Source organism: Paraburkholderia haematera (assembly GCF_905220975.1).
In the GTDB taxonomy this organism is placed as follows: Bacteria; Pseudomonadota; Gammaproteobacteria; order Burkholderiales; family Burkholderiaceae; genus Paraburkholderia; species Paraburkholderia haematera.
The window spans coordinates 53,890-75,234 of the sequence record NZ_CAJNBK010000024.1 but is presented as its reverse complement, the minus strand read 5'-3'; the positions used below and the strand labels follow the sequence as shown (position 1 = coordinate 75,234).

16 protein-coding genes are annotated in these 21,345 nt (G+C 61.9%); 10 read left to right on the top strand and 6 right to left on the bottom strand.

Features of this window, described 5'->3' with window-relative positions:
* Positions 1-59: 59 nt before the first annotated feature.
* The 3 genes from ompR (at position 60) to KHO23_RS28545 (ending at position 2,924) form a co-directional block, all read left to right on the top strand.
* Positions 60-794, top strand: coding sequence for an osmolarity response regulator transcription factor OmpR (gene ompR / locus KHO23_RS28555; RefSeq protein WP_006048917.1), 735 nt, complete (start codon positions 60-62; stop codon positions 792-794).
* Between the two features lie 44 nt (positions 795-838).
* Positions 839-2,188 (top strand): ATP-binding protein, encoded by a 1,350-nt coding sequence (locus tag KHO23_RS28550; RefSeq protein WP_211615424.1) that lies wholly within the window; start codon positions 839-841, stop codon positions 2,186-2,188.
* A gap of 187 nt (positions 2,189-2,375) precedes the next feature.
* The gene (locus tag KHO23_RS28545; protein ID WP_211615422.1) at positions 2,376-2,924 is read left to right on the top strand and encodes a peroxiredoxin; all 549 of its coding nucleotides are present in this window, start codon (positions 2,376-2,378) and stop codon (positions 2,922-2,924) included.
* Between the two features lie 965 nt (positions 2,925-3,889).
* Here the strand turns inward: KHO23_RS28545 and ispF are convergent.
* Together ispF and ispD are read right to left on the bottom strand one after the other, a co-directional pair.
* A complete protein-coding gene (gene ispF / locus KHO23_RS28540) occupies positions 3,890-4,369 on the bottom strand; it encodes a 2-C-methyl-D-erythritol 2,4-cyclodiphosphate synthase (RefSeq protein WP_211615420.1) in 480 nt (159 codons plus the stop codon).
* A 45-nt stretch (positions 4,370-4,414) separates the two neighbouring features.
* Positions 4,415-5,131, bottom strand: a complete 717-nt coding sequence (gene ispD / locus KHO23_RS28535; protein WP_211615418.1) for a 2-C-methyl-D-erythritol 4-phosphate cytidylyltransferase — start codon at positions 5,129-5,131, stop codon at positions 4,415-4,417.
* 121 nt (positions 5,132-5,252) lie between these two features.
* Between ispD and mfd the strand changes: the two genes are divergently transcribed.
* From mfd to mscL, 4 genes are all read left to right on the top strand, one after another.
* Positions 5,253-8,735 (top strand): transcription-repair coupling factor, encoded by a 3,483-nt coding sequence (mfd, locus tag KHO23_RS28530; RefSeq protein WP_211615416.1) that lies wholly within the window; start codon positions 5,253-5,255, stop codon positions 8,733-8,735.
* 202 nt (positions 8,736-8,937) lie between these two features.
* Complete coding sequence (gene argE, locus KHO23_RS28525) at positions 8,938-10,191, top strand: acetylornithine deacetylase (RefSeq protein WP_211615414.1); 1,254 nt, start codon at positions 8,938-8,940, stop codon at positions 10,189-10,191.
* A gap of 55 nt (positions 10,192-10,246) precedes the next feature.
* Positions 10,247-11,281 carry a threonine/serine dehydratase gene (locus KHO23_RS28520; RefSeq protein WP_211615412.1) on the top strand — a complete coding sequence of 345 codons (1,035 nt, stop codon included), beginning with the start codon at positions 10,247-10,249 and terminating at the stop codon, positions 11,279-11,281.
* An 87-nt stretch (positions 11,282-11,368) separates the two neighbouring features.
* Positions 11,369-11,818, top strand: coding sequence for a large conductance mechanosensitive channel protein MscL (gene mscL / locus KHO23_RS28515; protein ID WP_211615410.1), 450 nt, complete (start codon positions 11,369-11,371; stop codon positions 11,816-11,818).
* A 118-nt stretch (positions 11,819-11,936) separates the two neighbouring features.
* Here mscL and KHO23_RS28510 read toward each other — a convergent pair whose 3' ends face one another.
* From KHO23_RS28510 to KHO23_RS28500, 3 genes are all read right to left on the bottom strand, one after another.
* Positions 11,937-13,910, bottom strand: a complete 1,974-nt coding sequence (locus KHO23_RS28510; protein WP_211615408.1) for a hybrid sensor histidine kinase/response regulator — start codon at positions 13,908-13,910, stop codon at positions 11,937-11,939.
* Between the two features lie 79 nt (positions 13,911-13,989).
* Positions 13,990-14,469, bottom strand: a complete 480-nt coding sequence (locus KHO23_RS28505; RefSeq protein WP_211615406.1) for a response regulator — start codon at positions 14,467-14,469, stop codon at positions 13,990-13,992.
* A 78-nt stretch (positions 14,470-14,547) separates the two neighbouring features.
* On the bottom strand, positions 14,548-16,158 hold the full coding sequence (locus KHO23_RS28500; RefSeq protein ID WP_211615404.1) for a sensor histidine kinase: 1,611 nt from the start codon (positions 16,156-16,158) through the stop codon (positions 14,548-14,550).
* A 406-nt stretch (positions 16,159-16,564) separates the two neighbouring features.
* Between KHO23_RS28500 and KHO23_RS28495 the strand changes: the two genes are divergently transcribed.
* On the top strand, positions 16,565-17,059 hold the full coding sequence (locus KHO23_RS28495) for a hypothetical protein (RefSeq protein WP_211615402.1): 495 nt from the start codon (positions 16,565-16,567) through the stop codon (positions 17,057-17,059).
* 72 nt (positions 17,060-17,131) lie between these two features.
* Here KHO23_RS28495 and KHO23_RS28490 read toward each other — a convergent pair whose 3' ends face one another.
* Entirely contained in the window at positions 17,132-19,618 is a 2,487-nt protein-coding gene (locus tag KHO23_RS28490) for an AsmA family protein (protein ID WP_211615400.1), read from the bottom strand.
* Between the two features lie 185 nt (positions 19,619-19,803).
* Between KHO23_RS28490 and KHO23_RS28485 the strand changes: the two genes are divergently transcribed.
* Positions 19,804-20,514 (top strand): ABC transporter ATP-binding protein, encoded by a 711-nt coding sequence (locus KHO23_RS28485; protein ID WP_211615398.1) that lies wholly within the window; start codon positions 19,804-19,806, stop codon positions 20,512-20,514.
* Entirely contained in the window at positions 20,511-21,317 is an 807-nt protein-coding gene (locus KHO23_RS28480) for an ABC transporter permease (protein ID WP_211615396.1), read from the top strand. Before KHO23_RS28485 ends, KHO23_RS28480 begins: the two co-directional genes overlap by 4 nt.
* Positions 21,318-21,345 lie beyond the last annotated feature (28 nt).

Genomic DNA, 21,345 nt, shown 5'->3' with positions numbered 1-21,345 from the left:
GTAACTGACTGTAACGTGACAAATGATGCAACCGCGCACCACTTTCTAATCGCGCTAAGATGCCGACCATGGAAACCAAAAACCCTTCGAAAATCCTCGTCGTCGACGACGATCCGCGCCTGCGCGATCTGCTGCGCCGCTACCTCGGTGAACAGGGCTTCAATGTCTATGTTGCCGAGAACGCGCCGTCCATGAACAAGCTCTGGGTGCGTGAGCGCTTCGACTTGCTCGTGCTCGATCTGATGCTGCCCGGCGAGGACGGCCTGTCGATCTGCCGCCGCTTGCGCGGCAGCAACGACCGCACGCCGATCATCATGCTGACGGCCAAGGGTGAAGACGTCGATCGTATCGTCGGCCTCGAAATGGGCGCTGACGACTATCTGCCCAAGCCGTTCAACCCGCGCGAGCTGGTTGCGCGGATTCACGCGGTGCTGCGCCGCCAGTCGCCGTCCGAATTGCCGGGCGCGCCGTCCGAAACCACCGAAGTGTTCGAGTTCGGCGAGTTCGCGCTGAATCTTGCCACCCGCACGCTCACCAAGGCCGGCCAGGAAATTCCGCTGACCACGGGTGAGTTCTCGGTACTGAAGGTGTTTGCGCGTCACCCGCGCCAGCCGTTGTCGCGTGAAAAGCTGATGGAACTGGCGCGCGGCCGTGAATATGAAGTCTTCGACCGCAGTCTTGACGTGCAGATTTCGCGTCTGCGCAAACTGATCGAACCTGATCCGGGCAGCCCGCGCTTCATTCAAACCGTCTGGGGTCTTGGCTACGTGTTCATTCCTGACGGTGCAGCCTGAGTTTGTTCTCGCCTCCCGTTTTTGATTTCAGATAAGAAGGGCCCATGCGGATCGACCGGCGCCTCCTGACGCTCGCGTTCGGTGGCCTTTTCTGGCGGACCTTTCTGTTGATCGCGCTGTTGATCGCAGTCAGTCTCGCCGCGTGGTTCCAGAGCTTTCGGGTGATCGAACGCGAGCCGCGCGCACAGCGCGTGGCGTTGCAACTGGTTGCCATCGTCAAGCTCACGCGCACCGCACTCCTCTATTCCGATCCCGACCTGCGGCGCGCGCTGCTGCAGGATCTGGAGAGCAATGAAGGGGTGCGCGTGTACCCGCGCGAAACCACCGACAAATACAAACTCCAGCCTGACGAGTCGCTGAACCGGCTGATCGAGCACGACATTCGCGGCCGCCTCGGCGACGACACGGTCATTGCGCAGAGCGTCAACGACATCCCCGGCGTCTGGATCAGCTTCAAGATCGACGACGACGATTACTGGGTGGCGCTCGACCGCGATCAACTGGACAACGCGACGGGCTTGCAATGGGCCGGCTGGGGCGTGTTCGCGCTGGCGCTGTCACTGTTCGGCGCGGCGTTCATCACCAGTCTCGTGAACCGCCCGTTCGCCCGGCTTGCGATGGCCGCGCGCAAGGTCGGTTCCGGCCAGTCGCCGGAGGCGCTGCCCGAGCGCGGCATGGGCGTGGCCGCCGAGACCAATCGCAGTTTCAACCAGATGGTGCAGGACCTCGAACAGCTCGAAGCCGACCGTGCGCTCATGCTCGCCGGTATCTCCCACGATCTGCGCACCCCGCTCGCGCGGCTGCGGCTCGAAACCGAAATGAGCCCGTCCGATCAGGCCACCAAAGATGCGATGGTCGACGACATCGAGCAGATGGACATGATCATCGGCCGGTTCCTCGATTACGCTCGTCCGGTGCAGCGGGTGCCGGAGCCCGTCGATCTGTCGGTGATCGCCGGTGAACTGGCCGCGCGCATGCAGAGCGAAGACAGCATGCGTCTCATCACGCGCCTCGCGCCATCGGCGGTGATCGAGGCGGATGAAACCGATATGCGGCGCGTGGTCGGCAATCTGCTGGAGAACGCCCGCAAGTATGGTCTGAGCGACGGCGACGGCATACCGCATGTGATTCTGGAAACGCGGGTGTCGCACTCGCGGGTCGAGTTGTCCGTGGTCGACGAAGGGCCCGGCATTCCTGAAGACCAACTGGCCCTTGTCACGCGGCCGTTCTATCGCGTGAACTCGGCGCGCACCCAGGCGAACGGCACGGGCCTTGGCATGGCCATTGTGCAGCGGCTGGTAGGCCGTTATCGCGGCGCGTTGCGTCTGCGTAATCGCACGCCAGGTCCTGGGCTTGAGGTGACGATCGAGTTTCCGCTGGCAAAGGGCGCCTGACCAGGCGGGGCATTGCGTCACCTGGCGAGCGTCGGCCGCGTTGAATGGTCGCTTACCCATGACATTATGAAAAAACTATTGATCCGACAGTGTCATAGGGCTATGGTCAAACACGTGTAACGTGTTCGTTACGACGAGCTGATAGCGTCAAACATGCTGTTTTTCGATCCCAGGAAGGAGCACTCGCATGAAAACCGTTGGCGATAAAGTCGAAGCGTTCACTGTGACTGCGGCCAAGCCGGGCTTCAACAACCATGAAGAAAACGGCGTGTCGGCGTTCGAAGAGATTACGGAGCAGTCGTTTCCGGGCAAGTGGAAGATTATCTATTTCTATCCGAAGGACTTCACGTTCGTGTGCCCGACCGAAATCGTCGAGTTCGACAAGCTGGTCAAGGATTTCGACGAGCGCGACGCGGTGTTGCTCGGCGGCAGTGTGGACAACGAATTCGTCAAGCTGGCCTGGCGCCGCGAGCACAAGGACCTGAGCAGGCTAAACCACTATTCGTTTGGTGACGTGAAGGGGGAGTTGATCGATCAGCTCGGCGTGCGAGACAAGGAGGCCGGTGTGGCGCTGCGCGCGACGTTTATTGTCGATCCGGACAATACGATTCAGCACGTTTCGGTGAATAACCTGAATGTTGGCCGGAACCCGGAGGAAGTACTGCGGATTCTCGATGGTTTGCAAACGGATGAAGAGTGTCCTTGTAATCGAGCCGTTGGCGGCGCAACGCTGTAGGGCATGCTGTTGGAAGCCTGCCAGGCTTGAAGGCGCCGCCGGCTTTTTAATCGACAGTTCATTTGGATATTGATGTTTGTTTTGGTTTATTTAGATCTTGGTTTTTTGGCCTTTCCTTGAATTCTTAGTGGTCTATTAGCGTCGCCCCTGTGCGGGGCGGCACTTACTTTCTTTGCCGCCGCAAAGAAAGATAAGCAAAGAAAGCGGCTCAAACCGCTAATTCTTAAGTGGGTCCCCCGCGCAGTTGCGGTAGTGGTGCATCTGGAATCTGTGTTCTCGCACATTCGGCGTGAGTGACAAGGCTGTCATACTTCCGGCGGCGCTGCGCGCGCCGACGCGGTAGTTCATTGAACCGCTCGCCGTTTTTGCATTTGGCAATATTTCATAACACCGCTCGCTTATTCAATGCCCTCGATACTGCATAAAACTGCCTGTCGTATCTGATGCTCGCGGCACTTAACCAAATTGTGTGCCGTACTTGATACTCGTGGCACCTAACCAAACTGCCTGCCGTAATTGATGTCCGTGGCATGCAAAAGGCAGCTTGCCGTTTTCAGCGCGCGTCGCGCTTCGTATGCCGTTAGGTATGTCTGGCGTCGGGGCGGGTCCGAAACGCTGAATCAGTAAGCATGTCGTCGAGGCGAAGCCAATGGCCCCGCCACGCTCCAAACGAAGCCCCGTGTTCTTCGATGAACCCTTCCGGCGAGCACGCAGTGCGAGGCGGGAAGAATGACGCCCTTGTCACTCACGCCGAATATGCGAGGAAACAGATTCCAGATGCACCACTACCGTGGCTGTGCGGGGGACCCGCTTAAGAGTTAGCGGTTTGAGCCGCTTTCTTTTGCCTACTTTTCTTTGCGGCAGGCAAAGAAAAGTAGGTGCCCCCCGCACAGGGGGAACGCTAATAGACCAATAACAAATCAAGGAAAGGCCAAAAAAATCCAGACCAAGAAAAACCCCAAACATCAACCCTTAATCAACAAAACCACAGCCTGCGCCTCAATCCCCTCACCGCGCCCGAGGTACCCCAACTTCTCATTAGTCTTAGCCTTAACATTAACCCGCTCAACCGGCAGGTTAAGATCCGCAGCAATATTAGCCCGCATCCCCTCAATATGCGGCGCCAGCTTGGGCGCCTGAGCAACCACACTACTATCCACATTAGCAATAGAAAACCCCGCCGCGGTCACACGAGCAAAACACTCCCGCAACAAAACCCGACTATCCGCGCCAGCGAACTGCGCATCGGTATCGGAAAAATGCCGCCCAATATCCCCCATCGCGGCAGCACCAAAAATAGCATCGGTAATCGCATGCAGCAGCACATCCGCATCCGAATGCCCGAGCAGCCCGCGCTCATAAGGAATCGTCACGCCGCCGATAATCAACGGACGTCCAGGCACCAGCGCATGCACGTCATAACCCTGCCCAATTCTGAAATCCATATGCGTCAAGTCCTCAAGCCCATTCATTAAAAATCGATTATCCGCTCAGGAAGCCGAAATCGGCCGGGACAGAATCGCCTCGGCCAGATCGAAGTCTTCCGGATAAGTGACCTTGAAGTTACGCAAACTCCCCTGCACCAACCTGGGCGCGTGCCCCAGCCACTCAATCGCGCTCGCTTCGTCGGTCAAATCGTGACCGTCCGCCTGCGCGCGCAAAATCGCCTCGCGCAACATGCCGATGCGGAACATCTGCGGCGTCTGCGCTTGCCACAGGCCGTCGCGCGCCTCGGTGCGGGCAATCCGCCCGTCGGACGAACCGGCGTCTATCCGCTTCAAGGTATCCGCCACGGGCAAGGCCATGATGCCGCCCACCGCGTCGTCCTTGAGCGCCGTGATCAGCGCACGGATCAAGCCTGGCGTAATACCAGGCCGCGCGGCGTCGTGCACCAGCACCCAGTCGTCGTCATGCGCGCCGAACTCGGCCAGCGCGTGCAGCCCGTTCAGCACCGACGCCTGGCGCGAGGCCCCGCCGGAGCGGCGCACGGCAAAACGCAAGCCGCTGAAGCGGCGGGCGTCGAAATGCTGGTCGTCGGGGGCAATCACCACAAGGGTTTGCGCAAACTCGCTGCAGGCGTCGAAAGCCGCCAGCGAGTAATGCAACATGTCGCGACCGGCGACAGTGCGATATTGTTTGGGCATCGCGGCGCCGGAACGGCTGCCGGTGCCAGCGCACGGAATCAGGGCAAATAGACGGGAAGTCACGAGTGCGGATGCCGCGAGGTCAAAGTAAAGGACGGATTTTATAATAGGTCCTTCGCATCTTCGCCCCGACACGCGTAAACTTGCCGATCACGTGTGAGCCCAAGGCCGCCTTTTCTCTTCTATGTCAGACATCGCCGCATCATCGCAGTACTCCCCGCCCGTCGCGCTCGTCAAGGCCGGCCAGCGTTTTGCCTTCGACGGCACGCACGGCTCGTCCGATGCGCTGCTGATCGCCCGCTACCATCTCGCCTACCGCGAGAAGGTGCCGCTATTGGCGGTCGTCTGCGAAAGCGCGGTCGACGCGCAACGTCTGTCGCAGGAAATCGCCTTTTTCGCGCCCGAGGCACGCGTGCGTTTGCTGCCCGACTGGGAAACGCTGCCTTACGACACCTTTTCGCCCCACCAGGATCTGGTCTCCGAGCGCCTCGCCACGCTGCACGATCTTGGCGAAGGCCGCTGCGACATCCTGCTGGTCCCGGCCACAACCGCTTTGTACCGGATGCCGCCCGCCTCGTTCATGGCGGGCTACACGTTCGCCTTCTCGCAAGGCGAGCGCCTCGACGAAGCCAGGCTCAAAGCGCAATTGACGCTGGCCGGCTACGAGCACGTGAGCCAGGTGGTGCGCCCCGGCGAATACTGCGTGCGCGGCTCGCTGCTCGACCTCTTTCCGATGGGCTCGCCGCTGCCGTACCGGATCGACCTGTTCGACGACCAGGTCGACTCGATCCGGGCATTCGATCCGGACACGCAGCGCAGCCTCTATCCGGTGAAAGACGTGCGCATGCTGCCCGGCCGCGAATTCCCCTTCGACGAGGCCGCCCGTACGGCATTCCGCAGCCGCTGGCGCGAGACCTTCGAGGGCGATCCGAGCCGTGCGTCGATTTACAAGGATATCGGCAACGGTGTGCCCTCGGCGGGCATCGAATACTATCTGCCGCTCTTCTTCGAAGAAACGGCGACGCTGTTCCACTACCTGCCCGAAGGCGCGCAACTGGCGTTCGTCGGCGATCTGGACGCGGCGATCCGGCGCTTCACCAACGACACCAGACAGCGCTACAACTTCCTGTCGCACGATCGCGACCGGCCCATTCTGGAGCCGCAGCGTCTGTTCCTGTCGGACGAGGATTTCTTCGCGTTCGCCAAGCCGTTCGCGCGACTCGCTTTGCCTGCCAACGCCGGCGGCGGCTGGTCAACGCCGTTACCGAATCTGGCGATCGACCGTCACGCGGAAGATCCGGTCGCGCCCCTGCGCGCCTACCTCGACACCACGCCCAACCGCGTGCTGTTCGCCACGGAATCGGCAGGCCGGCGCGAAACGTTGTTGCAACTGCTTGCCGACAATCACCTGAAGCCCGTATCGAGCGACAGCTTCCAGGACTGGCTCACGAGCAACGAACGTTTTTCGCTGGGCGTCGCGCCTTTAGCCAACGGTTTTGCAGTGCCCGCCGACGGCATCGCGATCATCACCGAAACGGAGCTTTACGGCCCGCTCGCGCGCCGCGCAGGGCGCCGCCGCCAGGAACAGGCGAGCAACGTCGATTCGATGGTGCGCGATCTGTCCGAACTGAAGATTGGCGATCCGGTCGTGCATTCGCAGCACGGCATCGGTCGCTATATGGGTCTCGTCACGATGGATCTTGGCGAAGGCGAGACCGAGTTCCTGCACCTCGAATACGCGAGCGACAGCAAGCTCTACGTGCCGGTCGCGCAGTTGCACGTGATCTCGCGCTACAGCGGCGCGGATCCGGAAAGCGCACCGTTGCATTCGCTCGGATCAGGCCAGTGGGAAAAGGCCAAGCGCAAAGCCGCGCAGCAGATCCGCGACACCGCGGCAGAACTGCTGAACCTGTACGCCCGTCGCGCCCTGCGCGAAGGCCACGCATTCGCGCTTGAACCGAAAGACTATGTGAAGTTCGCCGAGAGCTTCGGCTTCGAAGAAACTCCGGACCAGGCCGCGGCGATTGCCGCCGTGATCGGCGACATGACGAGCGGCAAACCGATGGACCGCCTCGTGTGCGGCGACGTCGGCTTCGGCAAGACCGAAGTCGCACTCCGTGCAGCGTTCATCGCGGTGATGGGCGGCAAGCAGGTCGCACTGCTCTCGCCTACCACGCTGCTCGCCGAACAGCACACGCAAACCTTTACCGACCGTTTCTCGGATTGGCCGGTGCGCATCGCCGAATTGTCGCGCTTCAAGTCGACCAAGGAAGTCAATGCGGCGATCCAGCAGATCAACGAAGGCACGGTCGATATCGTGATCGGCACGCACAAGCTGCTGTCATCGGACGTGCAGTTCAAGCGGCTGGGGCTTGTGATCATCGACGAGGAGCACCGCTTCGGCGTGCGTCAGAAAGAGGCGTTGAAAGCGTTGCGGGCCGAAGTCGATGTACTCACGCTCACTGCCACGCCAATCCCACGTACGCTCGGCATGGCGCTCGAAGGCCTGCGCGATTTCTCGGTGATCGCCACCGCGCCGCAAAAGCGCCTCGCCATCAAGACCTTCGTGCGACGCGAAGAAGACAGCGTGATTCGCGAAGCGATGTTGCGCGAGTTGAAACGTGGCGGCCAGGTGTACTTCCTGCATAACGAAGTCGAAACGATCGAGAATCGCCGGCAGATGCTTGAGGCGCTCGTACCCGAAGCGCGCATCGCCGTCGCGCATGGACAGATGCATGAGCGCGAACTCGAACGCGTGATGCGCGACTTCGTTGCCCAGCGCGCGAACGTTCTGCTGTGCACGACGATTATCGAAACCGGTATCGACGTACCGAGCGCTAACACGATCCTGATTCACCGCTCCGACAAGTTCGGCCTCGCGCAATTGCATCAGTTGCGTGGCCGCGTGGGCCGGTCGCATCACCAGGCGTATTCGTATCTGCTGGTACATGACCCGCAAGGTTTGACCAAGCAGGCGCAGCGCCGTCTGGAAGCAATCCAGCAGATGGAGGAACTCGGTTCGGGCTTCTATCTCGCGATGCACGACCTCGAAATTCGCGGCACAGGCGAAGTGCTCGGCGACAAGCAATCGGGCGAGATTCAGGAGATCGGCTTCCAGCTCTATACCGACATGCTGAACGACGCCGTGAAGGCGCTCAAGGAAGGCAGGGAGCCGGACCTCACCGCACCGCTCGCCGCGACCACCGAGATCAATCTGCACGCGCCCGCGATTCTGCCGGCGGACTATTGCGGCGACGTGCAGGAACGTCTGTCGCTCTACAAGCGCCTCGCCAATTGCGAACACAACGATTCCATCGACGGCATTCAGGAAGAATTGATCGATCGCTTCGGCAAGTTGCCGCCGCAAGCGCATGCACTTGTCGAGACGCATCGTTTGAGGTTGGCGGCCAAGCCGTTGGGCATTTCGAAAATCGATGCGGGCGAAGCCGTGATCGGCTTGCAGTTCATCCCCAATCCGCCGATCGACGCGATGCGGATCATCGAGATGGTGCAGAAACACAAGCACATCAAGCTCGCGGGCCAGGACAAACTGCGTATCGAAACGCGCAGCCCGGATCTGGCCGTGCGTGTGGCGACGGTGAAGGAAACCTTGCGCGCGCTCGGAACGCCCAGCCGCGGCACGGCGGCCACGGCTGCCGCGCGCTAACGTGTCGCTAGCGTGTCGCGCCGGTATCGCGTCAACACCGGCGCCGGTACGTGGCACTTAAGCCGGCACCCACGCCGCCAAACAAAAAACGGCGTACGTCTAGCCGTTTATCGTTCATGCTGCGGTGCGCAAACACGCACCGCAGCATACGCGTGCGCTTTTTTTGGGTATGATCAAAAGACTCAAATGCTGGAGTCTCGTCATGTCTCACGTCGCTGAATCGGCGCAGCCCTCGCAAACGCCCGCCTCCGCATCGAATTCGTCCTCGCCTGCTACCCCCGCCTCGCTTCCCTGGGTAACCCGTCTCGTGTCGATGGACACGGTGAGCCGCAATCCGAATCTCGGTCTGATCGAAACCGTGCGCGACGAACTGCGTGCCGTCGGCATCGAAGCCACGCTCACTCACGACAAAAGCGGCAAATGGGCCAATCTGTTCGCAACGATTCCCGCGCACAACGGCGAGACCAATGGCGGCGTGGTGCTGTCGGGCCATACCGACGTCGTGCCCGTAGACGGTCAGCAATGGGATAGCGATCCGTTCAAACCGGAAATTCGCGGCGATAAACTGTACGGCCGTGGCACCTGCGACATGAAGGGATTCATCGGCGCGGCGCTCGCACTCTTGCCCGACATGCAGCGCACGAGGCTCGCCAAGCCGATTCACCTCGCCTTGTCGTTCGACGAGGAAGTGGGCTGCGCAGGCGCACCGCTCCTGATTGCCGATCTGATGAAGCGTGGCGTGAAGCCGGACGGCTGCATCGTCGGCGAGCCGACCAGCATGCGGCCGATCGTGGCGCACAAGGGCATCAACGCCTATCAGTGCTGCGTGCGCGGGCAGGCCGCGCATTCGTCGCTCACGCCGAAGGGCTTGAATGCGATCGAATACGCCGCGCGCCTGATCTGCTACATCCGCGACATGGCCGATCAATTCCGCGAGCAAGGCCCATTCGACGAACTGTATGACGTGCCGTTCACCACGTCGCAAACCAGCACGATCATCGGCGGCAATGCGATCAATACCGTGCCGGCCGAATGCAAGTTCCAGTTCGAGTTTCGCAATCTGCCCACGCTCGACCCCGAACCGATCTTCGCGCGCATCGATCAATATGCACGCGAAACGCTCCTGCCGAAAATGTTGCGCGAGCATCCATCTGCTGCGATCGAGATCACGAAGATCGCCGCGGCACCCGGCCTCGATTCGTCTGAACAAGCCGCGATCACACAACTCGTGCGCGCGCTGACCGCCGACCAGGACAAACGCAAGGTCGCGTACGGCACCGAAGCCGGGCTGTTCTCGCTGGCGGGCATCCCGAGCATTGTGTGCGGCCCCGGCGATATCGAGCAGGCGCACAAAGCCAATGAATTCGTGGCGCTGGACCAGCTCGTGGCGTGCGAACGTTTCCTGCAAAAATTCATTCACAGCATGTCGATGGACGCCCCGGCGCACGCGCACTGAACCTGACCGCTGCAAAAATAGTCTCAGGCATATTGAGGAAAAACACACCCACGCCATGTCATCCGCCACGCCGCAGCACACCGACCATACGATCGACGGCGAGCCGATCCCCACACTCGACGACATCGCCACGCAGCACTTTGCGTTGACACCGTGGGTCACGCGAACGCCGGTGTTCGACCGGCTCGACTTTCCGTCGCTGGAAGGCACGGTCGTCAACTTCAAGTTCGAGCTGCTGCAAGCGGGCGGGAGCTTCAAGGCGCGCGGCGCGTTCACCAACCTGCTGGCGCTCGACGAAACGCAACGCAGCGCGGGTGTCACCTGTGTTTCGGGCGGCAATCATGCGGTGGCGGTCGCATACGCGGCGATGCGTCTTGGCATCAGCGCGAAGGTCGTGCTGTTTCGGGCGGCCAATCCGGCACGCATCGCATTGTGCCGGCAATATCGTGCCGACATTGTGTTCGCCGAAAACCTTGCCGAAGCATTCGAACTGGTGCGCCGTATCGAGGCGGAGGAAGGCCGCTACTTCGTGCACCCGTTCAACGGTTATCGCACCGTGCTGGGCTCGGCCACGCTCGGCTATGAATGGGCCACGCAAACGCCCGACCTCGAAGCGGTGATCGTACCGATCGGCGGTGGCGGTCTCGCTGCCGGTGTGGCCACCGCCATGCGGCTCGCGAATCCGCGGGTGCACGTTTATGGCGTCGAACCGGAAGGATCGGATGCGATGGGCAAAAGCTTTGCCGCCAATCACACGGTCAAGATGGGTCACATGCACACCATTGCCGATTCATTGGCGGCGCCGCATACCGAAGAATACAGCTACGAATTGTGCCGCCGTCATATCGATCAGCTCGTCACCGTATCCGACGACCAGTTGCGCGCGGCCATGCTGACCTTGTTCGGACAACTTAAGCTAGCCGTGGAACCGGCGTGCGCGGCGGCTACGGCCGCGCTGCTCGGGCCGCTGCGCGAAACGCTGCAAGGCAAACGCGTAGGCGTGCTGCTGTGCGGCACCAATACCGACCCGATCAGCTTTGCCGCGCATATCGAACGGGCGCGCCATAGCCAGGCGCCGTTTCCTGAATAGCGCCAGGCCGCTCTTTCCGTGCCAAAAGACTAGCCTATCCTTCTCAGATTGGTATGATTCGACAATCGACTTCTGGGAGAAATGTATATGAGCATGATTAAGGAATTCAAGGAATTTGCCCTCAAAGGCAACGTAATGGATCTCGCCGTCGGGGTAATTATCGGCGGCGCATTTTCCACCATCGTCAATTCAATTGTTAAAGACCTGATCATGCCGGTTATCGGCGTTGTCACCGGCGGCCTCGATTTCTCCAACAAGTTCATTCGCCTCGGCGATATTCCCGCAAGCTTCAAAGGCAATCCCGATTCGTATAAAGACTTGCAGACGGCAGGCGTAGCGGCGTTCGGTTATGGCTCGTTCATCACCGTGGCCATCAACTTCATCATCCTCGCGTTCATCATTTTCCTGATGGTCAAGTTCATCAACAATCTGCGCAAGCCGGCTGAAGGCGCCCCCGCAGAGCCGCCGCCGACACCCGAAGAAGTCGTGCTGCTGCGTGAGATCCGCGATTCGTTGAAGAACTCGCCGCAGCGTTAAGTCTTTTTGCCGGCATATTAGCCGGCGCAACTAAAAAGGCCTGTGGCGACGAAGTCGCCACAGGCCTTTTTTCATGTCACGCGTAAATGACGCCCGCGCAGTCAACGCCGCGAACACACTAAGCGTCCCTTCCCGACTTCAGACTCAGCGCACTTTCGATCATCGTTTCGAGCTGTCCGAAATTGACAGGCTTCGTCAGATGCGAAGTAAAGCCCGCGCTCAGGCAACGGCGCACATCTTCGTCAGTACCGAAACCGGTCAACGCAACCGCCGGCGCATCCGAATGCTCGCGGAACGCCTTGACGAAATCGAGACCGGTGCCGTCGGGCAAGCCCACATCGCTGATCACCAGATCGAAGGCCTGCAACTGGGTGGCGGCCAATGCATCGTCCACCCGGCCCACCGTGGTCACGTCGTGCCCCAGGCTGCGAATCAGCTGCGCCATGACCTCGGCGGTATCCAGATGGTCTTCGATCAGCAGGACGGTCAGCAGGCCGTGAGAACGCACCTCGTCAGGCGCTGCGACAGGTGTCAACTCCGCGGGCGCGGCGGCGGTTGGCAGCGTGATCGTGAAAGTCGCGCCGCAGTGCGCGCCAGGGCTCTGTGCGATTACCGTGCCGCCGTGCACATCGGTCAATGCCTTGGTGATCGCGAGGCCCAGTCCCAGCCCGCCGAACTGCCGCGTCATGTTCTGGTTGCCCTGCTCGAACGCGTTGAACAGTTTGCCGATCTGCTCGGGCTCGATACCGATACCGGTATCCTCAACCGATATCTGCACATGCATGCGCTCATCCTGCGTGCGCACATAGATATGACCGCCGTCCGGCGTGAATTTGGCGGCGTTGCGAATCAGGTTCCACAGCATCTGTTGCAGCCGTGCGCGGTCGGCGAGTACGTAATGGTGCTGCGCGTTCTTGTAGACATGCACGTCCTGCTGCTTGACCTGAATCTCGCTGCGAAAGAGTTCGAGCACGCTGTCCATCACCTCATGCACGTCGACTGTTTCAAGCGATAGACGCAGTTTGCCGTTCGCCACGCGCGTGAGATCGAGCAGGTCGTCGATCAGGCGCGCTTCGAGTTCAACGTTGCGGCGGATCATGCGCACGCTCGAGCGTGCCTGATCGGGCAGATCCGGGATCATCTCCAGCACACTGGCACCCGCCAATACCGGTGTGAGCGGCGTGCGCAATTCGTGCGACAGCATGGCGAGGAAGCGGTCTTTCGCACGATTGGCTTCTTCCGCAATCTGGCGGGCGGCCTGCTCCGAGGCGAGCAGCCGTTCGCGCTCCTCGATGGCCTCGCGCTGGGGATGAATATCCGTGCAACTGCCGAACCATTTGCTGACATTCCCCTCGGGGTCGCGCATGGCGACCGCGCGGACGTCGAACCAGCGATAGGCGTCATCGTGGCGGCGAATCCGCAGTTCGTGCCGATAATCGCCGGTGCCGCTCGACACTGCCTTGAGCCAGGTGCGTCGAATCTCTTCACGATCGTCGGGATGCACCGCGTCGAGCCACGCAAGACCGTACGAACTGCTTTCCGCCAACCCCGTGTAGTCGAACCATTGCTTCGAAAGGAAATCGCAATCGCCCGCGGCATTGCAGGTGAGCACGAGGTGCGGCAAGGCCTCAGACAAGGTGCGGTAATGCTGTTCGCGATCGCGCAGCAGCAAGGCTTCGTCCGAGGCCTTCTGCAAACGCACCTGGGACAGCACGCGGTCCACCGCTTCGGGCAGGTAGTCGAGGTAGTCGCCGGATTTCGGCACCACGTCGGATACGCCCGCACGGAGCGCTTCAATCACACGGGATTCGTCAGTGAAACCGGTCACGAGGATGGCGGGGATCCGCACACCTTCCGCCCGCAAGCGGCGAAAGAAGTCGAGGCCGGTCTCCGGCCCGCTGAGCTGGTAGTCGAGCACAAGCAGGTCGGGCGCGCCCGCGGCAAGCCGTTCGCGGGCCACGTCGACACCTGCGCAGATTGCAACCCGGCAGCCGGCGCGTTCGAGCGACTTGCGCGCGAGCCGCAGGATGCCTTCGTCATCATCGACGACCAGCACATACGCGGCGGGTTGCGTGGATACTTCTTCGGTCATGCAAAGTCTTCTTTGGGTAGGTCTGGTGTGGCTATCTTGTCATGGGCCGCTTTCGGCGCGCCTTCACATGAACTTTTCGTCACGGCGCGGCCAACCGGTGGCCCGGCGGCAGCTTGACTACCTGCAGGAAGAAGCCGAGACGGCGCACGGCTTCGATGAACGCGTCATATTCGACCGGCTTGGTGATATAGACGTTGCAGCCGAGCTCGTAGCAGCGCGCGATTTCGCGCGGATCGTCGGTCGTGGTCAGCACGATCACGGGCACCGCGGCTGTCTGGGGCGAATCCTTAAGACGCCGCAGTACCTCGAAGCCATCCACGCGCGGCATTTTCAGGTCGAGCAGCACGACGAAATTCGTCAGATCTTCGCGAGGCGGATAAGGGCTGGACGCAGCGTCCGCCGGTGCCGGGCCGAAGAAATAATCGAGTGCCTGCTGGCCATCGCGAAAGCGCACGAAGCCGTTCGAAATACCGGCACGGCGCAAATTGCGCTCGACCAGTGTGGCGTGACCGTCATCATCTTCGATCAGCACGATACTGACCGATTCCCCGTGACTCATATGTCCTCCGTGCTGACGATCTGTTTTTGCATTGTGTCTTTAACTGTCCCCACCGGTTCTCCCGGTGCCTTTCACAACTCAATTGCGCGCAGGCTGTTCCGGCAACACGACGAAAAAGGTCGATCCCGCGCCTTCTGCCGACTCGACCCAAACGCGCCCGCCATGCCGCTCCACCATGCGCCGCACCACCGCGAGGCCAACGCCGTCACCGTTGGCGACGTCGCCATGCAAACGCTGAAACGCGCGGAACACTTTCGACATATACGCCGCCGGAATCCCGAGGCCGTTGTCGCGCACATAATAAGTGCGCGTGCGCAACGCGAGCGGCTCCGTCTCGTCGACCGGTTCCGGCTCCAGCGTGCCAATCTCGATGCGCCCATTGCGTGCCGGGTCGAGATAATTGAGCGCATTACCGACCAGGTTGCTGAAAATCTGTTCGATCGCGCCTGGATCGCCCCATGCGGGCGGTAACTCGCGCACGGTGACCACGGCCGCACGCTGCTTGATCGCGCCCTGCAGCGCGTCGACCACACGGCCCACCACCCGCCCGACGCTCACCCGCTGCCACTGGTATTCGAGCCGGCCGGCACGCGAAATCCGCAATAGCGCGTCGATGATCGCCGCCGCCTGCGTCACCGCGCTGCGCAGATATTGCAGAGACTCGCGCACGTCGCCGTCGAGGATATGCACCATCCGCCGATGTTCGGCCTCCGGCAGTTTCGCCGCCTCGACGATGCTGTCCAGTTCGTCGCACGACACCTGCAATTCTTTCGAAAAGCCTTGCAGATTCACCAACGGCGAGCGTAGATCGTGCGACACGCTGTAGATGAACATTTCGTTGTCTTGCGTCTCCTGGCGCAGCTCTTCGTTCACACTCGCCAGTTCCCGCGCACGTGCTTCGAGCCGCGCTTTCAGCATAGCCTGCTCGCCCTCGGCCGCGCGCAGGCGCGCGCCCGTCTGGTGCAGCACCGCGTCGAGTTCGGCAATTTCGTCGCTGCCGGACAGCCGTGCCGCGAGCTCCCGCCCACGGCCCAGACGTTCGGCGTTGCCTGTCAATACTTCCAGCCGCCGGCCGATGCTGCGCGCAAACACCACGGCGGTAACCGCCCAGATCAGCATCGATCCCAGCACCGCGGCGATCAGCGCGTATTGCTGGCGTTCATGGCGCCGTGCCAGCGCCGCCCCGCGCTCGGCGTCGAGCCGCGAGGCCTCGCTACTGAACGCGGCGAGTTGATCGCGAAACAGCGCGATCTGCTGGGGGAGCGCGCCGGTATCCTGCGCGGCAAACGAATTCAGGCTTTGGCCCGCATGCAGCGCCTGCGAGATCCTTGCGGCCTGCGCGTGATACGCCTCGATCGCCTGTTGCATCTTGTGCACGCGCTTGACCTGTTGCGGCGTATCGGCCACCAGTGCTTCGAGATTCGAAAGCCGGTCGCCGAGATCGACCCATACAGTGTGGCGGTCGATTAACGACGGGTCGCCGACGACCATGCCCGTGCGGACCCGCGCGGCCTGACGCAGCAGCGGATCGACAATGGCCGACGACTGATAAAGGACCTGCTTGCTGTTGCTGACCCACTGCGCGGCCTGTGCTGTTTGCTCCTGGGTATCGAAGACGACGCCCAGAAGCGCCAGCTCGACCGCGCTCGGCACCGCAATCAGCAGCAGACCCTTGGTGAATAGTTTCATGTTCGCCCGAAGGGTCGTTCAAGCAGCGGTATGCCTGCCCGTCCTGCACAGGCCGCGCGCCTCACCTCGCGACGCGGGCGGTCTGTTGCGGTGCAAGACTGGCAGGCACGCCGCAGTGCAGCCGGACGGGCCATTATCGACGTGAATGTGAGATATTTCAACGTAGCGGCAAGATGCGCTCGCCCACACAAAAATGACTTTTTTATTAGTACGAGGTGTTTTTTCGGCGGCGCGTGAGTCTATGATGGAGACAGATGTGCTGGGAAGCGAAAGCGCGCGGCGAGGCGGTTCGGCATGATTCGTGCGGGAGGCGGTGGAACGGCGTAGACGTCGAATCACCGTGAATCCGGCCTTGTCGTATGCTATAAAAGATCGACGTGCGGCGCGCGAAGCCGGGAGTTGTCGCATGAGGACGCTGCGTTTCTTGCAATTCTTTTTCAGGCGAATTTTTATGTCCTTCCCGAAAAAGCGTAGGCGCGCGAAGGTGGACGGCGATGAGTCGTTCCTCGCGGTACTACGGCATTTCAAGCCGTTCGGTCAGCTCGATACCAAAATTGCGCGCGCCCGCGCTCAGGACGAGCCGGTGCTCTACGCACATGTGCTGCCCGGACTCGACGTTCTTCTGTGCAGCGTGCGAGGCGCACAGCCCCCCTATCCCGCGCCCGCCGAATTGCGGCGGCGTTGTATCGAATCCATTACCAATGCGCTGGAGCAACCGCTCGATGGGCTCGAGAACGGCGGATATTGGTACGAAGCCGACGGGTTTGGATTCCTGGTCTTTGCCAGCCGCGCCAGGGGCAAGATCCTGATGGAGTTTGGCGCCACCCGCGTTGGCGGCGCCCGGCGAGGGGTTCGCAGGCAGGACGCTGCAGGGGACGCCGCTCCGCGCTCGTTAAGGTAGTTCTTTTGTTTCCTTTCCTTTATCGGCGCTGAAGGTCGAACTCCGCACGTCCGCAGGCAAAGCAGAAAACCGTCAACTCCCCTTATATTCGGCCGCCGTGGCCGGCAACATGGCCGCAGGCTTCTTGTCCGCGCCTGCGGGCGCGCGAGCGCCAGTGGAAGGCTTGTTGAGCGGCGCGCCGTCGAGGGAAATGGCCGCCTTGGGTTGCTCCTTCACGCCCGGCGGCGGTGCGCTCGGCGCCTGACGAATCTGTGACAGCAACTGTCCGCACGGCAGCGGTTTGTTATTGCTCGGGGCAAGCAGCGGAATCAGCGCCGCAAACGGATTGATCAACCCGAGCGCGACAACGGCGCCACCTCGCAACGCCAGCGCGGTTGCATTCACCCCCACATGCGGATCCTTGAACGTCCCCTTGACGTAAAGCGGCGAGCGCAGCGAAAACACCCGGAAACCCTTGGTATGCGGATGGACGCCAAGATCCATCGATTCGTCGCGTAGATTCACATTGCCGTCAATGTTGATCACCGCGTCATCCGTGTCGAGCGCGAAGACGCGCGAATCCAGCACCCCGTTCGTCGCGACAAAATCCGCCGCCGCGCAGTTGATCTTCACGTCGCGATTGGCAAACAGCTTTTCATACACCACGTTCGCCACGTTCAGCCCCGCGGCTTCCATCAGGAGGCGGCTCACCGCGCCCTCGGTGATCAACGCCTTCACCTCGCCGTTCGACGTCGCGGCCAACGCCGCCGGCGAATTGCCGGTCGCGCTCAGCGCGGCGTCGCCGTTGATTTCACCTAGCGCGTTCTGCATCGTCTTGAAGTTCGGAAACAACTGTTTGAGCTTCAGATGCCGCGCCGACGTCGCGAAACGGCCTTTTAGCGGCGTCGTGCTGCCATCCAGATGAATTTCGGACGACAACGAACCGCCCGCCACGCCGAACTTCAGTGGCTCGAGCGACAGCACGCCGCCGGTCATCACGATGTGCGCGTACAAGTCCGTGATCGGCAGGTTGGCGTCCTTGACGATGCGGCGCCCCGTGAACTTCACGTCGGCGTCGATCGCCTGCCATCGGTCCGTGCGGAATTCTTCCACCGGCAGCACTTTATTGCCCGGTTGCGCCGTCGCGTCGCCGCGCTTCGCCTTACTGGCTGCCGAGTCCGCGCCGATGACCGGCGCCAGATCGGCGAATTGCAGCAGATGCGATACCAGTTCGCCCTGCAACAGGGGACGCGGCTCACGTGCCGTGTAGGTCAGCGAGCCGTTCAGATCGCTGCCGCCCACCCGGCCCGTAAAGTTTTCGTACTTGAATACGTTCCCGCCGGACTTGAACTGGCCGACGAGACGCCCGTCGGTCGCATACGGCGGCGTCTCCGGCAAGGTCACGCCCGTCAGCGCGTACAACCGCCCGAGGCTGTTGCCTTGCAGCCAGAGGCGCAAATCGACCGCTGCAAGATGCGCGGGATCGGTGATCGTGCCCACGAGACCGACCCGCAGATCGCCGGCCTTCACGTCGGCCTGCACCGGGAACGGCCGGTTAGCGTCCTGCAACGCCAGCACGCCGCCTACCTTGCCGCTACCGGACACCGGCGTCTTGTTGTAGGTACCCTTCACGCTCCAACCGATCGCGTAAGGGGGGATCTCCGGCTTCGCACCGTTCGCCGTGCCTGCCTCGGCGGCGCTCGACGCCGACGCTACCGCCGCGCCGCTTGCCCCTCCTTTCGCACCTTGGCTTGCACCGTTCGAACCACTGGCAGCCACCGCACCCGACGCGCCATTCGCCGCTGTCGCGCCCGAAGCGGTGACCTCCGTCGACGAAGCGACCGCTGCAGCCGCTGCGGAAGCCGCTGCCGCTTCCGACGCAGCCTGTGCGTTAGCCTGGGCGGCGAGCTTGCTCGCGCCCGCCTTGCCGACCGCCTCCGCCGACGCATTGCGCGACGCCGCCTCCTGCTGCTTCATCGCCTCGCCGATCGGGATCGGCTGGCCGAGCGTGTCGATGACCATCTGCATCTCGACCTTCTTCTGCTGATCGGACAGCGCGATATTGCCCTTGGCAAACGCGATGTCGTGCAGATCGAGCTTCCATTCGGAGGGCCCGCTGGAAGACGCCAGTTTGAAAGTCCAGTTGTTGCGCCCATCGAGCAGTCGTTCGAGGTCGACCGACGGATTCACGAGATTGATCGCGGGAATCACAATGTCGTGCGCGAGCAGCGGCAGAACCTTGACCTCGAAGTCGATCTCGTCGAGCGTCGCGAAGTGCGGCTGCCGGGTCCAGTCGGGATTGCCTACCGCGATACTGGCCGCCGAAAAACGCGGCCAGGGCACCCAACCCCGCCAGCCGGTCTCGCCAACCGGGCGCTGCCACCCGACTTTCAGATCGCCGTTGATCGCGAAAGGCCGGCCGATCGCTTGTGTGACTTTGTCGTTGATGTAAGGCCGGGCCCGATTCCAGTCAAAGGTCAGAATAAAAATTGTCAGCGCAGCCATCAGAATGACGATGATCGCCATCAGCCATGCGATGATTTTTCCTATCCGTCCTCCGATCGTGTGCGACACCGCCATTGAGAAGCTCCGCCTTTGTTCTTCGTTGTGCATTGGGGCAGCACGTATCGTGCCTGTTAGTGTTATCTAATAAGGTGTCGTTTTATCATGCCGCGCCGTTCCGGCACAGATTACTGGCCCTGGAAACGTCAAGGAATGTCATGGCGGCCGCCGAATCCACGCAAAAATCCACCACGATCCCACTCATGACCGATGTTCCCTTCGTTCTCGCCGACGGCATCGCCCGGCGCGATGCATTGCGCGGGCAGACCCTGCTGCAACCGACGACCTTCGCCCTCTGCGCCGGCGACCGCGTCGCGGTCACCGGGCCATCGGGCTCCGGCAAGAGCGTGTTTCTGCGTGCCCTCGCCCTGCTCGATCCGCTCGATGCCGGACGCATCATGTGGCATGGCGCGCCGGTCGAGCGCGCCGCTATTCCGCGCTACCGGCGCAACGTCGCGTATATCCGGCAGCGGCCCGCGCTGCTCGACGGCAGCGTCGAAGACAATCTGCGTTACCCGTTCGAATTGCGCACCTATCGCGACGTGCGTTTCGATCGCGCTCGCGCGGCGAGTCTCGCCGCCCAGGCCGGCCGCGGCGACGATTTTCTGGACAAACGTGCGAGCGAGTTGTCCGGTGGAGAAGCGCAGATCACTGCGTTGATTCGCGTGCTGCAACTCGCACCCGAAGTGCTGCTGCTGGATGAACCCACCGCTTCGCTCGACCCGGAGTCGTCGCGCGCGATCGAGGCTCTGGTGCATGCGTGGTTCGCGGCCGATCCCGGCCGGCATGCGTCGATGTGGGTATCGCACGATCCAGCCCAAGCCGCGCGCATGAGCGCGCGGCATCTCACGATGCGCGCCGGTGTGCTCGACGAATCCGTGGCGACGCCCGCGCATCAGGAGCTCGGCCAATGACATTGCAAAACCTGAGTCTCTGGGACGTCGCAATCGCCGCGTTGCTGATCGTGGTGAACGGTGTCGTGTCGGTGGCGCTCAAGCTGGATCTCGAACGCAAGCTGGCGTGGGCGGCGCTACGCACCGTCGTGCAGTTGCTGGCGATCGGCTATGTGCTGGGCTGGGTGTTCCGCTACGACCACTGGTTCGTGGTGCTGCCCTTGATGGTCGTGATGACGCTGATCGCCGGCTTCGCGGGCGCGCAGCGCGGCAGCCGCACCTATGCGGGCCAGCGTCTGGACAGTGTGCTGTCGATCTGGGTGAGTTCGTGGCTGGTGGCCGCGGTTGGACTCTTCGTCGTGATCCGCATTCACCCCTGGTACGAGCCGCAGTATGCGATTCCGATTCTCGGCATGATCCTCGGCAACACGCTGACCGGCGTGTCGCTCGGTATCGAACGGATGACCGAGGAATTGACCGCGCGGCGTGACCGTGTGGACATGGCGCTCGCGCTCGGCGCGACCCGTTGGGAAGCGGCGCAGGCGCCGGCGCGCCAGGCGGTGCGCGCGGGCATGATGCCCACGCTGAATCAGATGGCCGTGGTCGGCGTGGTGAGTTTGCCCGGCATGATGACGGGGCAGGTGCTGGCGGGTCAGTCGCCCTTGCAGGCGGTGCGCTATCAGATCGTGATCATGTTCCTGATCGCGGCGGCGTCGGCCTTGGGGACCGTGGGCGCGGTGCTGCTCACGTATCGCCGGGTCTTCTCGGCGGAGCACCGGTTTCTGTCAGCACGGCTGGTCGAGCGGCCCTCAACCCAGCGTTGAAGGGACAAACAGACGCGCGACGCGGCTT